The sequence below is a fragment of the Pseudomonas maioricensis genome, assembly GCF_022790535.1.
GTDB lineage: Bacteria > Pseudomonadota > Gammaproteobacteria > Pseudomonadales > Pseudomonadaceae > Aquipseudomonas > Aquipseudomonas maioricensis.
The window spans coordinates 96529-108420 of sequence record NZ_LOHG01000010.1 but is presented as its reverse complement, the minus strand read 5'-3'; the positions used below and the strand labels follow the sequence as shown (position 1 = coordinate 108420).

The following is an 11892-nucleotide window of genomic DNA, read 5'->3' as shown; positions in this document are numbered from 1 at the left end:
ACTGACGAAAGCTGAACCGCTTTAGCACTCCTGCACAACTTTGCGATCTCAAGTGCAACCGTCTAAAAAATATCGGTAAATAGCCGAAAGATGGCTAACTGCTCTCATTCGTAGATTTGATAGATATTAAAAGTTTATTAGCAAGCTAACTAACAGCCTCTTCCTCTTTCAACCTCCGTGAATTGATTAAGGGCTCTCGACTATTCCCCAATCGCTACTACTTTTATTTTTGCTTGTCAGTAGCGCTTATGGCCCTAGCGCGTTCCGTCGTATAGAAGGAGCTTGGAAAATGACGTCCAAAATGAAGTTAGGTGGGCAACTGTTTGCCCCTAGCAGTCGGCGAACCCTGAAGTCAGTCGGTATCTTCTCACTCGTCGCAGCAATGGCAATGGTTAGCCACGCGTTAGCAGCAGAGGTGGACAAACCCAAACCCGCCTCCGTCGCCACCAAGGAAGCTAATGATGCCCTGCTCAAGGAACTACCGTTCAACGATAAAACGTCTTTCGAGCTTGCGCACAAAGGATTCATCGCCCCACTACCTTCCACGGTTATCAAGGGTTCTTCGGGCAACGTCATTTGGGACCCGGCCAAATATTCTTTTATCAAGGAGGGTGAGCAAGCGCCGGACACGACCAATCCAAGCCTCTGGCGTCAATCTCAGTTGATCAATATCTCTGGTCTGTTCGAGGTCACAGACGGTATTTACCAGGTGCGTAACTACGACTTGTCGAACATGACTATCGTTGAGGGCAAGGAAGGCATTACAGTTTTTGACCCGCTGATTTCTACTGAAACCGCTAAAGCGGCATTGGATCTCTACTATCAGCACCGGCCGAAGAAACCAGTCGTGGCAGTAATCTACACCCACAGCCATATTGACCATTACGGCGGCGTACGCGGAGTAGTCAACGAAGATGATGTGAAGGCCGGTAAGGTCAAGATCTACGCACCGCTGGGCTTTTTAGAGCATGCGGTAGCCGAAAACGTCATGGCGGGCACAGCCATGAGTCGCCGTGCCAGTTACATGTACGGCAACCTGTTGCCACCAGCATCGACCGGCCAGTTGGGTGCGGGACTGGGAACCACGACTTCAGCAGGTACCGTGACCCTGATCCCCCCGACTGACATCATCAAGACGACCGGCGAAACGCACATCATCGACGGCCTGACCTACCAATTCCTCTATGCGCCAGGCAGTGAAGCACCGGCTGAAATGCTCTATTACATCAAAGAGAAAAAAGCGCTCAACACCGCTGAGGACTCGACGCACACGCTGCACAACACCTACTCGTTGCGTGGAGCAAAAATACGCGAACCGCTCCCTTGGTCGAAATACCTTAACGAATCGCTGAAGTTATGGGGCGACGATGTCCAGGTGATGTACGCCATGCACCATTGGCCGGTCTGGGGCAACAAGGAGGTTCGCGAGCAATTGTCGTCGCAGCGCGACATGTACCGCTACATCAATGACGAGACACTGCGCTTAATCAACAAAGGCTACACCATGGTCGAGATCGCAGAGCAGTTCAAACTGCCCAAGGAGATCGCTAACAAGTTCTCCAACCGTGGGTACTACGGCTCGGTGAATCACAACGTTAAAGCCACCTATGTGCTGTACCTAGGCTGGTTCACCGGCAACCCTGCCTCGCTGAACGAATTGCCTCCAGAAGAAGGTGGCAAACATTACGTCGAGATGATGGGCGGCGAAGAGGCGGTACTCAAGAAGGCCAAAGAGTACATGGACAAGGGTGAGTTTCGTTGGGTCGCTGAGGTGGTCAACCATGTTGTGTTCGCGAACCCGTCGAATCAGGCGGCCAAGAACATGCAGGCCGATGCACTCGAACAGTTGGGCTACCAGGCTGAAAGTGGTCCATGGCGTAACTTCTACCTCACGGGCGCTAAAGAACTTCGTGAAGGCGTAATGAAGCTCCCCACCCCCGATACAGCTAGCCCCGACACTGTCCGTGCTATGGATCTGGATCTGTTTTTCGACTTCCTTGCAATGCGCCTGAACGGCCCGAAAGCTGACGGCAAGCGTCTGTCATTGAACTTCGATTTTACCGACCTTAAGCAGCAATATTCGGTGGAGATGGGGAACGGCGTGCTCAACCATACCGAAGGTGTTGTAGCAAAAGATGCCGACGCCAAAGTAACGCTGACACGCGACACGCTTAACAAAATCGTGTTGAAGGAAACCTCTTTGAAAGATGCGCTGGCCTCTGGAGGGATTAAGGTCGACGGCACGCAAGGCAAGCTGGAAGAGCTGGTCTCTTACATGGATGACTTCGACTTCTGGTTCAACATCGTCACGCCATAAGCAATGCACCGTCGCCGCGCCACGGTGAACGAATAACGGTTCGCAATCCGCTTCCTGCCTGGCCGATACCACTTCAGCTTTGGCATCGACTTATGGGTGGCTTTAGCCGCTAGAAATTGGAGCATCCAATGCAAACAAGAATTCTCGTTGCATCAGTATTTGTATTGAACTTGGCGCTGTCCGGCTGCGCCAACAAATATGTAGAACCTGACCAGTACTCAGGATTCCTCAAGGACTACAGTGTACTCAAGGAGGAGAAATCACCTTCCGGGGAAGCGGTCATGCGCTGGATTGATCCCGACGTGAAAGCAAACCAATATACCGGTGTTTACGTCGAGCCAAGCCAGTTCTATCCCAAACCTCAACCCACCGCGAAGATTCCGCTGAAAACCCTTAAAGGGATTACGGACTATTACGATCAAACCTTGAAAAACGCGTTCTCCAGGGAGCTGCCACTGGCGACCGGGCCCGGGCCTGGAGTATTGGTCGTTCGCCCAGCCATCACCGCAGTGAGTGCCAAGACCAAAGGCTTACGTCCCTACGAGGTAATTCCTATTGCACTGGTTGCCGCAGGCGTCAGCGCGGCTACCGGTATACGCGATCAGGATACGACACTCGCGACCGAAGCGGCGTTCCTCAATAGTGACGATAACAAGGTCGTGGCCCAGGTAGTCCGTAAAGGCGCCGGTGATGACTTGGATGGTGCCTCCCAAGAAATGGAAGCAAGTGATTTCAAGGCGGTGCTCGATGTCTGGGCAAAAGACATTGCCAACTCATTCCACCAACTAAAGAAATAGTCGTAAGCCGGACTGGCTGAAAGGATTGTTTCCACGCCGCTTGGCTACTAGCTTAGCGGCGGGGGGATGATCCTGACGGCTTCGGTTGAACTTCAATATCGGTTTAATTGACCTGACGTATCGCAAGAGGAAACGGCATGTATCCACGCGCCCCCTTTCACAGATACTTCGTCGCCATCCTGGCTATGAGCTTGGGCTTGTTTGTTGGCAAGGCATTTGCCGGAGGCATTCTCATTTACGAAGCAGGACAAGAGAGTAACGGCCTTGCCAATGCCGGTTCCGCTGCATTGGCTATCGACCCCAGCGTGCTGATGAGCAACCCAGCGGGTATCACCGCACTGTACGGCACTCAATTAAGCGCTAATGCGCAGGTGATTTTGGGTGACATGCGCTTCTCTCGAAACAGCAATAATCAGTTCGAGGGCAATGAGGGCGGCAATGCCCTGCAATACCTACCGGGAGCCAGCCTGTTTATTAGTCATCAGATTGACGAGAAATCGGCCATCGGTTTTGGCATGTACGGAAACTTTGGTCTCGCCCTTGATTATGATGATGACTGGGCCGGTCGATACTTCAATCAGGAAGCGGCGATTATCGGTGTTTCATTCCAACCGACTTTGGCGCATAAGTTTACTGATGATCTGTCGATTGGCATCGGCCCGCGCATCATGTACGCCTACTACCGCAATGAAACGGCCATCAACAATAATCTGCTTGGTCTGCGCGATAGCCCCGACGGGCAACTCGAATTCAAAGACACTGACGTCGGTGTGGGAGTCAATGTCGGTCTACTTTATCAATTAAGCGAACGCACCCAGCTCGGCTTGGCCTACACCAGTAAAATTGATCTGGAGTTCAAGGACAGTCCCAAGATACGTAATGTCGATAATCCTCTCATCAACGCCGCGCTGCGTCGCCTGGATGTGGACTCTTTGGAGCTGGATATGTCGGTACCTCAGACCGTCTTGTTCAGTGTTGCCCACGACCTCAATTCAGAGTGGAAGCTACTGGGCAGCCTAGGTTGGCAGGACTGGAGTGAATTCGGGGACATTGGCGTTGAGATCGACGCCAATGCTGCTGACGTCAGTCGTACGGCCGACCGCAAGTACAAGGATACGTGGCACGTGTCCGTCGGGACACAATACCAAGCTTCGCCGCGTCTTCGCTGGAGCATGGGGTTAGGTTATGACAGCTCTGCGGTAGACGACAAGGACCGCACCGTTGACAACCCGATGGGAGAAGCCTGGCGATTTGCAACCGGATTCAATTATAAGATCGACGAAGGGCTGGACGTACATGCGGCCTACACTTTGGTCTGGCTGGGAGACATGGATGTCAACCAAACGAAAGCACGCTCGGGCGATACCCTCTCTGGGACTTATCGTAACGCAGCCTTACACATCATAGGCGGCGGAGCCACTTGGCGTTTTTGACCCCTCATGACTCTGATCACACAAGTAAAGTTAAGCCTTCAAACCATCGACCTGTCAGGCGTTAGCTTTGTGGAAACACCGGCCTTTGGCTGCCGTCCTTAGCACTTACCAGTATTGTTTTGATAAGCCATTCCAAAGGGTTCAATGGATGGCCCGGGCTCCACAGAATCACGAACCTCCCACAACGCGGATTTTCCAGAATATCAGCATGAAGGCATCAGATAAGCATCGACACTACCTAAACTGATCAATACGCGAAGGGAAGAAAATGCGAACCTCCACAGTTTTACCTGTGTAGAGGACGGCCCTGAGCTTGTCACCGGAATGAGCGAGCACTTTGAAGGCGCAGGGTATCGAAAATAGAATGTCGAGCTCAGGTATCGGGGCTGGACATGCATATACGATGGAAATCCACAGGTCACGCCACCAGCTTGAATTTAAACATCACCATTGGGCGACTCACAGGCTTTTCTTCTCTAGCGTGAGCCTGCTAAACCACGCGTGCCGAGCGGAGGTGGTCAGGTAGAATGCAAACCACTGGTCAGTGGTAATGCAATCGGGGGTCAGGTACGGTGCAATTTCCTAACGAAGGCTGCGGTGGCGATATGTCAGGGTCAATGCTTCGCAGCCTTCGGCAGCTCCTACAGAAAAGCATTCCAATTATGGAATTATTCTTTGATAGCAGCAGAAGCATCAAAACATTCGTTTTTTCAAGCCGGGCGATGCTAACCGCTCGCTCGCTTGCGTAATTCGTATGTCGCCCGGTAACTGCCGGGGGCGGCGTCAAAGAAGTCTCGAAAGCGTTTGTGAAAATGCGGCATGCTCACAAAACCGGTGGCCATGGCAATATCGGTGATGGATCGATTGGTCTGCAGAACAAGCTGTCGAGCCCGGGTCAATCGCAGTTCCAGGTAATACCGACCGGGAGCGGCTCCGACAAAGCGAAAGAACCGGCGCTCAAGCTGGCGCTTTGAAATTCCGGCGCAAGCAGCTAGGTCATCGAGGCTCAACGGCTCTTCTATGTTGTTGTGCATCAATTCCAGCGCCAGCTTCAGGGCTTGCGGCAGCGTCGGATCAGAGTCCACCGACACAGTGGACACACCGCTTACACGCTCATACTCGTCACACCCGAGAATTTCCTCCACTGCCCGGGTCAACGAACTGCCTTGGGTGCCGCGGATGTACTCCAGCATCATCCGCAAAGCGCTGCTCGCGCCTGCACACGTCATCCGCTCGGAATCAACCACATGGCTCCGGTCACAGATACGCAGATTGGGAAAAGTATCCGCCATCATTGCGCGCCCGTCAGGGTGGAAAGCACAGAGGTACCCGTCCATTACCCGGGCATCTGCAAGAAAGTAGGCGCCATTCCACAACCCGCCCATGCTCGTGCCGCAGGCCGCGGCGGCAATCAGCTTGCGTCGCAGACACGGGTTGCTTTTCAACTCGACACGCAAGCCGCCAACCACAACAAGCAAATCATGGCGCGCACGCAGTTCCGAAAGCTCCAGGTCAACGGGAACGACGACCCCCAAATCACTCAAGACTGCATCGCCTTTGAGGCTGATTTTCTGGATATCGAAAATCGGCGCCTCGCTCATCAGGTTTGCAGTCACCAGTGCGTCCATCGCGCCGCTAAACGACATCAGGGAAAAGTTATCCAGCAGGATAAATGCAACCCTTACCACTGACTGCGGCTTTGACAGGGTTTTGGCAGAGGACGAATAACGCAGGTTCTGATCCCTGAGCACGCTTTCAAAAACGTAAGTCATCAATTTCCCCCCTTGGCTGGGCGTTCACTTGTAAGCAGCTTCAGTGCAGGGAGACAGAAGAAGGTTAAGCAGCCCTTCGCAATCAGTCTTTTCTGCCAGGCTGGCGACTGCCTGCTCAAGCAACCGGCTGCGAGAGCCTCCGAGGCTTTGCTCTGAATACAGCCGATATTTTTCGATGAACTCGGCGGCAGACATCGGGTTGGCCGGATCCCCCTTGGCAGAGGTCGTCGGACTGACAATGCGATTGCCGTTTTTAAGTTCAATCGTGACACGAGACAGGATCTCTTCCGGAAAACGCGCAGATAGATCAGCCGCCTCACTGATGCTGACTTTCTCGCTGATAGCCAGAATATCCGGAGCATCAATAGCCGTACCTGTCACTTCATCTGCAGTGACGCGACCCCGCGCCACCAGGGCGGCAACCGGAAATGCCAACGCGTATTGCGCTTCATCGGCATTTTTGGGGAAATGCCCCTGCAAACGCACTGATTCGTGAAAGGTCTCAATCTGGATCGCTTCGATGTTCCCGGGGGCGATCTCCGGGTGCACGCTCATCAGCTGCGTCATGGCAGTCAATGCTGGCTGGGCCCAGCGACAGACCGGCCAGGGTTTGAAGTATTGCTCGTCGATTTCCCAGGTTTCGCCCAAGCCCTGCCAGTAAGGGAGCCCTCCCACCAATTCGATGGTTTCGGCGGGAGCACCCGTGACGCCAGCCTGGGCCATCAGCAGCGCATGTATGCCCGCATGAGCGCCAGCGCCATGGGCATCACGCAGCATCGACGGGTAATCCACCACGCGCATCATCGGACAGCGCGGGCCAAAATATTCCGCAATACCGAGGGCGTGCCTGAAGGTTTGCTCGTCCAGCTTGAGCAGGCGCGCGCCGGCACACACCACCCCAATCCCGGCGAAAGCCCCTGAGGCATGATTACCCGGCTGGGTAGATCCAACTGTTGACCAATGGTTGTTGATTGGCGTGCTCTCAACGACCGGCATCGTCGCCCAGCTACTGCTCATTCAGTCACTCAAACTGGCCACGGCGGGCAGCCTGCAACCGTTCAACTACACCCTGCTGGTATTCGCCACCCTCATCGGTGTTTTTGTGTTCGGCGAAGTCCCGGATGCGTGGACGATTGCAGGAGGTTTATTGGTGATTGCGGGCGGGTTATATGCGATCAAGGCCAAATCCTGACGGCGCAGTTACCGGCGTGGCGTCCTCCTCCACAAGGAGGACGCGTTAGCTTACGCATTGGTATTGCCACCCTCGATCAAGAACGCCACCTACAGTGAGCGTCGCGCTGACTCATTCCGATTGCAGTTCGCGCAATTCGCCGCCCTCTCGCTCCAAACGTTGCAGATACGTTTTGGCGTCGAGAATCTGATAAGGGAAGTACAGACCGGGCGGAGTCGGTATCTGGCCGTCCAGCCCGAGCAGTCGCTCAAGAATCATTGCCACACTAAGCCCTGTCAGCACAGCAGCGCCTGCCGGATGCACAACGGCATGACGCGTACGCAGTGGCTTGCCCTTCAGATCCTCGCCAGCGAGTTCAATGACGATCTCCGTCGACATCGCCCCACCCTGACGACGGGTCGAACTTACGCCGGTCGCCAGGTTGAACTGCACGTTGGACGCCCCCGTTGCAGTCGCCAAACCAACGACATCAATTGAGGAAAATCCAGAGGATTCGAGAACCGTACCATCCACAGCGTGGAAACTGGCCTTTGCATCATCTCCTTCACGCCAGACATACACACCTTTCCGGCGAGTCAGCGCAGCGGGCAACATTCTGTTCAAGTGTTCAAAATCGGTGGCAACGGTCGGCCCGCCGGTGTCCTGCTCATCGACCAGTGCGTTGATGCATATCTCGTCCACCCGGCCAAACGACCGGGCGACTTCAAGCGTAGGCACGGTCGTGGCACCCACCAGCCATTCGTAACCGAGAACGATGGGCGCAGCATCAGGCGTGTGCATGTAGGCGGCTATTTCCGGTGCAATCTCGAAGATGCCTGAAGAGATACTGAGGTGCGGCACGCCACGCTTCTGCGCATAACGCAGCCCGGAAAGCGAGTGATCCATGTAAAACACCACCACGGCGCTGACCTGACGGTCGCCGAGCCCGAGGTCCTCTGCACCGGAATCAATCTGCACGCCCTGCGCGCCACCCATCTGCTCCGCTGCTTGCTGAGCTTTGCCAAGGTCTCGGCCGCCGATCAGCAGCGGGATATCGGGATGGGCCGTGCGCAATGCCTGCGCGGCGCGATGGCCAATAGCGCCAGAGCCGCCCATGAACAAAATAGGATTGAGTGACATCATCGGTTCTCCTTTAGGGGTTTACCTACCATTCGTAGATAGCCTAGCAAGAACCTTATTCGTCGTAACCTACCATTGGTAGGTTTAGTGGTTTCGAACATTTCCAGGTCGAGCAGCCAAATATAAGAGAGGTATCGGGCAGCTCAAGCACACGGATGTCCCGTTTCGCGGATAGGGCTTTGTGAATGGCTGGAGCAGTCGCCCGAAAAAGAACGAGCTGAAGCTCAGCCATAAGAAAAATCGCCGATGGGGCGGGAATGACGCCGGCTGCCGTGAACTTGTATTTCAAGGGCATCAATCCCCTGAACACCAAGTTCGCAGCCGGCCTGTCGCGCATGCTCCAAGAGCCAATGGAGAAATTCAGCAAGCGCCTGGCTGATGAGATCGAGTCACTCACCAGCACTGCGAGACCGATTGCGCCCCAGTCATCCGCGGACATCGTTCAGCAGATGCTGGCAGAGCACGGGGAAAAACCTGTCAGACGACGCTCGGCAAAAGATCGCTGACGCAGCCGAGGAAGTGGCTTCCAGCACCAACGGCTCGAACGTCATTACCGTCTGGGGAAATACCTACGACTTGACCACCCAGCATAGCCTCTGACCGACCATTTCCATCTCAAGATGATTACCGCTGGGGTCATTCGATGGCTCCGAGGGCTAAGGACCGCGCCCCCCTGCTGGTTGACGGATCGCTTGACCCAGAGGAGATCCGGGTCGACGATACCCACCTCTTGGGTCGGGTGCTGTATGTGTAGAATGGCCAGTCGGTGTGAACCAGTGCTACGCGCGGATATCGAGTTGTAGCAAAAGGGAGAAATTGGCATTGCGTGCAGACATCGGAGATGTTTTTGAGCTGCTAAGGATTCTGGACCTTTGGGATTGGTGGAAGGATGCCAGGAACGCACCTGAAGGGACCCGCCTCTATCGCTGGAGATACCTTGTTCAGGGTTTAGTCCTGCTCGTCGGGGTGCCTTTGGTCCTCGCCCTCCCATTGTGGGTAATGTTTCTGTTTTTGAAGCCATGAGTTTGGATTATCTGAGGATAGGGATTTGTAGGAGCCAGTTTGCCGGGCTTGTTCGTGTCAGCCCTACCCCAATCGCTTCATGGACAGCTCCATCTTACCCATAAGGTCCCTCTGTTCTTTCAGCGAGAGCACCAGCTTGGCGATGGACCTGCTGGTGGAAAGCTCAGACCAGGAGATCGCTGCTACATACAGCTCGATATCACCTGATGCGGGATTGATGAGCTTCACCGAGAAACTGTCGTTTGCACTGACAACGCATTCGCACTTCGAGGGCAAAAACGCTGTTTCAAGAATTCGCTGGATATCTGGTTTTGAATACATCGTGCGCCCTCTGCTGACCCGATAGTTTCATGAAGAGTAGACAAGCTTGGGCGGATTTGTTGCAGATTTTGGTGCGGCCAAGCCTAGCGCCGAACATTTTCAGTCAGACCTTCACGCTTTTTTCACGAGCAGCCTCGTAATTTGAATGCAGGCACTATCAGGCCTTAGCCCGCTCCCCCATCGCGGGCTTTTTCATGTCTGAGATTTGGCTCTGAGGCAAGCGGAGTGTGCTCGCCAGTGGTGGCAAGGTAGAATCACCTTTCACCTATGGAGGGGATATGAAGAACGTAATTCAGGGATTTTTAGCTGCCGCGCTTGTTCTGGGGATTGGCGTGTTTGGCTGGACTCGCTACGAGACTCAATCTGAGGTCGACGCGGGGGCTGCGTACGCCTTCGCATTGAAAGGCACTCAGAAGAGGTCAAAAGCGAAAGGGCATTAGCGGCGATATCCAAACGCAAAAAGCAGCTATGAGATTGAGCGGCTAACCAAGCGAGCGACCGAAGCTTTCGACGAAGAAATGAAGGGTATTGAGCAAGAAATTACCAACATGCCGCAGAATCGAGAGCGCGTTCAAGCCATGCTGGTCGCAGATTCCCGCGCCGTCCAGGTGCCAGGAGTGAACGGCTTGAACCAAGATGTAAGATCCCTGCTTGGAACCCTATACCCAGAATAATAGGGTATCCCCCGCCAAACGAGGCCCGCCACTAAGTGGCCTTTTTTTATGCCTGATCAGAAAGGCACGGACTCCTCTTCCCTCTCCTCGACAGCTTCAATCGGGCGATCTCCGAGCGATATCGGTTCCCATCTCACCGTCACCGCGCCATCGTCTTCGAAGGGAAAATCCAGCTCGTCCGTAGCGCATAGCCCCCCCATCGCTGCATCTGTACAGAAAGGACGGGAAGAATGGTCGGAAGATCGCGGGGCACGCGACGGAGGAGTTGACGAAAACTACCAGCGCGACCACTAGGAAATCGTCTGGTCTGAAGCGATTCCGGCCTGAATATCAGCGAAATCATCGGATGGTTTTGCGCCAGTTTTGCGCATATATTGCGCAGGCACAAAAAAGCCGGTTGAGATAACCGGCTTAAGTGTCTGATTTTAGTCAGAGAATATGGTCGGGACGGAGTGATTCGAACACTCGACCCCTTGCACCCCATGCAAGTGCGCTACCGGGCTGCGCTACGCCCCGACTAGGCGTGTATCAGTTTCAATGCTGCGGAAACTTCGAGGAATATAACCTAAGCTTTTGAATTATGGAAGTATCCGGGCCCTTTCTACTTGCCCAATACCACCAGAACGTCTTCCAGCTCGACGATCATCTGCCGGATCAATTGCTTGTAATCCTGAGTGTCATCCTTGGGTTCGCCAGCGGTCATACGCAAACGCGCACCACCGATGGTGAAACCTTGCTCGTAGAGCAAGCCGCGGATCTGCCGGATCATCAGCACGTCTTCGCGCTGATAATACCGGCGGTTACCACGTCGTTTAACGGGGTTGAGCTGAGGAAACTCCTGTTCCCAATAGCGCAAAACGTGCGGTTTGACCGCGCAGAGTTCACTGACCTCACCAATGGTGAAGTAGCGTTTGCCTGGGATCGGCGGTAACTCGTCGTTATGACTTGGTTCCAGCATAAGCCTCAACTCGGGCCTTCAACTTCTGCCCTGGACGGAACGTGACAACACGGCGAGCCGTGATAGGAATTTCTTCCCCTGTCTTCGGATTTCTACCTGGCCGCTGGCGTTTATCTCGCAGGTCAAAATTGCCGAATCCGGACAATTTGACTTGCTCGTTATCTTCCAGAGCGTGCCTGATTTCCTCGAAGAACAGCTCCACCAATTCCTTGGCTTCTCGTTTATTCAGGCCCAGCTCTTCATACAGACGTTCGGCCATCTCAGCTTTCGTCAGAGCCCCCATACG

General features: G+C 54.2%; 10 protein-coding genes, 1 tRNA gene and 1 pseudogene. 5 read left to right on the top strand and 7 right to left on the bottom strand.

The features are described from left to right. Positions 1 to 289: 289 nt before the first annotated feature. The 3 genes from AUC61_RS16855 to AUC61_RS16845 all read left to right on the top strand — a co-directional run bounded on the left by AUC61_RS16855 (position 290) and on the right by AUC61_RS16845 (position 4547). The gene (locus AUC61_RS16855) at positions 290 to 2317 is read left to right on the top strand and encodes an alkyl/aryl-sulfatase (RefSeq protein WP_243247332.1); all 2028 of its coding nucleotides are present in this window, start codon (positions 290 to 292) and stop codon (positions 2315 to 2317) included. A gap of 128 nt (positions 2318 to 2445) precedes the next feature. After that, positions 2446 to 3114, top strand: coding sequence for a DUF3313 domain-containing protein (locus tag AUC61_RS16850; RefSeq protein WP_243247331.1), 669 nt, complete (start codon positions 2446 to 2448; stop codon positions 3112 to 3114). A 185-nt stretch (positions 3115 to 3299) separates the two neighbouring features. Next, positions 3300 to 4547: an OmpP1/FadL family transporter gene (locus AUC61_RS16845; protein ID WP_243247441.1), complete on the top strand. Its 1248-nt coding sequence runs from the start codon at positions 3300 to 3302 to the stop codon at positions 4545 to 4547. Positions 4548 to 5272: 725 nt separating this feature from the next. On the opposite strand, the gene AUC61_RS16840 is transcribed toward AUC61_RS16845, so the two are convergent. Continuing rightward, positions 5273 to 6319, bottom strand: coding sequence for a GlxA family transcriptional regulator (locus tag AUC61_RS16840; RefSeq protein WP_243247330.1), 1047 nt, complete (start codon positions 6317 to 6319; stop codon positions 5273 to 5275). Positions 6320 to 6343: 24 nt separating this feature from the next. Continuing rightward, positions 6344 to 7264, bottom strand: a pseudogene (locus AUC61_RS16835) (MmgE/PrpD family protein); the annotation flags it as partial. A 31-nt stretch (positions 7265 to 7295) separates the two neighbouring features. Between AUC61_RS16835 and AUC61_RS16830 the strand changes: the two are divergent. Then, a complete protein-coding gene (locus AUC61_RS16830) occupies positions 7296 to 7511 on the top strand; it encodes a DMT family transporter (RefSeq protein WP_243247329.1) in 216 nt (71 codons plus the stop codon). 111 nt (positions 7512 to 7622) lie between these two features. Here the strand turns inward: AUC61_RS16830 and AUC61_RS16825 are convergent, their stop codons facing one another. Further along, positions 7623 to 8630 (bottom strand): NAD(P)-dependent oxidoreductase, encoded by a 1008-nt coding sequence (locus AUC61_RS16825; protein WP_243247328.1) that lies wholly within the window; start codon positions 8628 to 8630, stop codon positions 7623 to 7625. A 257-nt stretch (positions 8631 to 8887) separates the two neighbouring features. Here AUC61_RS16825 and AUC61_RS16820 point away from each other — a divergent pair, with 257 nt between their 5' ends. Next, positions 8888 to 9136 (top strand): hypothetical protein, encoded by a 249-nt coding sequence (locus AUC61_RS16820; protein ID WP_243247327.1) that lies wholly within the window; start codon positions 8888 to 8890, stop codon positions 9134 to 9136. A gap of 580 nt (positions 9137 to 9716) precedes the next feature. Here the strand turns inward: AUC61_RS16820 and AUC61_RS16815 are convergent. The 4 genes from AUC61_RS16815 to ihfA form a co-directional block, all read right to left on the bottom strand. After that, on the bottom strand, positions 9717 to 9974 hold the full coding sequence (locus AUC61_RS16815; protein WP_243247326.1) for a DUF1652 domain-containing protein: 258 nt from the start codon (positions 9972 to 9974) through the stop codon (positions 9717 to 9719). A 1113-nt stretch (positions 9975 to 11087) separates the two neighbouring features. After that, positions 11088 to 11164 (bottom strand) — tRNA-Pro (locus tag AUC61_RS16810). Positions 11165 to 11249: 85 nt separating this feature from the next. Further along, positions 11250 to 11606, bottom strand: a complete 357-nt coding sequence (locus AUC61_RS16805) for a MerR family transcriptional regulator (RefSeq protein WP_243247325.1) — start codon at positions 11604 to 11606, stop codon at positions 11250 to 11252. After that, entirely contained in the window at positions 11587 to 11889 is a 303-nt protein-coding gene (gene ihfA / locus AUC61_RS16800) for an integration host factor subunit alpha (protein WP_002553164.1), read from the bottom strand. The genes AUC61_RS16805 and ihfA overlap by 20 nt, the downstream gene beginning before the upstream one ends. Positions 11890 to 11892 lie beyond the last annotated feature (3 nt).